The sequence below is a fragment of the Neiella holothuriorum genome, from assembly GCF_019457915.1.
In the GTDB taxonomy this organism is placed as follows: Bacteria; Pseudomonadota; Gammaproteobacteria; order Enterobacterales; family Neiellaceae; genus Neiella; species Neiella holothuriorum.
This window is the reverse complement of the sequence record NZ_JAHZSS010000045.1, coordinates 1-1,053: the sequence shown is the minus strand read 5'-3', so window position 1 is coordinate 1,053 and position 1,053 is coordinate 1. Positions and strand designations below refer to the sequence as shown.

Here is a 1,053-nt window from a genome sequence, read left to right as displayed (position 1 = left end):
GGCGTTGTTGCCTAAATCGATTGAACTATTGGAGCAGGCTTTGATCTGATCGTCTGAACTTACAGATGGGACAGGTCGATGGGGCAATCAAAGCGCAAAATTACAAATTGGAAACAGTACAACCAAGCATTGGTCAATCGCGGCTCTGTCACTTTCTGGCTGGATGATTCAGCCATCGAAGCTTGGCATTGCAAAGAGCATCATGGTGGCCGAGGTCGAGGCTTCCAGTTCAGCGACTCTGCCGTTGAAACGGCATTGATGCTCAAAGGTATCTTCGGACTGTCATTACGTGCAACAGAAGGATTTATTAATTCCATATTCGAGTTGATGGACGTAGCGCTTAAATCGCCGGATTACAGTTGCATTAGCAAGCGAGCTAAAACAGTGGACGTGAGTTATAAAAACCGCAGCCGCGGCCCTATCGCCCACTTAGCCATTGATGCTACGGGACTGAAAGTATACGGCGAAGGCGAGTGGAAGATGCGCAAGCATGGTAAGGAAAAACGGCGCGTGTGGCGTAAGCTGCATCTGGCTGTGGATGCCCATACCCACGAAGTCATTGCTGCCGAGATAAGCGTAGATAGGGTTGCCGATAATGAGGTTTTGCCCACGCTATTGAACGCCGTTGCGGCGTAAGATAGGTGCTGTGTCTGCCGATGGTGCTTATGACACCAAAGCGTGCCACCAATTGCTAAAGCGAAAAGACACACAGCCGCTCATTCCGCCGCGCTCCAATGCAGGATACTGGGAGTCAGGGCATGCTCGAAATGAAGCGGTAAAAGCACTCAAGTCCGGCACATTGGCACAATGGAAACAAGATAACGGTTACCACCTTCGCTCATTGTCAGAAACAGCAATGTACCGTTACAAGCAACTTGTTAGTCCGAAGTTAAGCCTTCGCGACTACAACGCACAAGTTGGTGAGGCTTTGGCCGGCGTGAAGGCGATGAATAAAGTCATAGAGCTAGGTATGCCTGTTCGTCAGCAAGTTGGCTAATCGGCAGCATCACCTAGGATACTTGCGTCACAAGCAATGAATTGATCAACAACGCC

General features: G+C 49.8%; 1 pseudogene. It reads left to right on the top strand.

The annotated features are described in order from the left end of the window. Nucleotides 1–78: 78 nt before the first annotated feature. A pseudogene (locus K0504_RS18265) lies at nt 79–997 on the top strand (IS5 family transposase). The last annotated feature ends 56 nt before the right edge of the window (nt 998–1,053 follow it).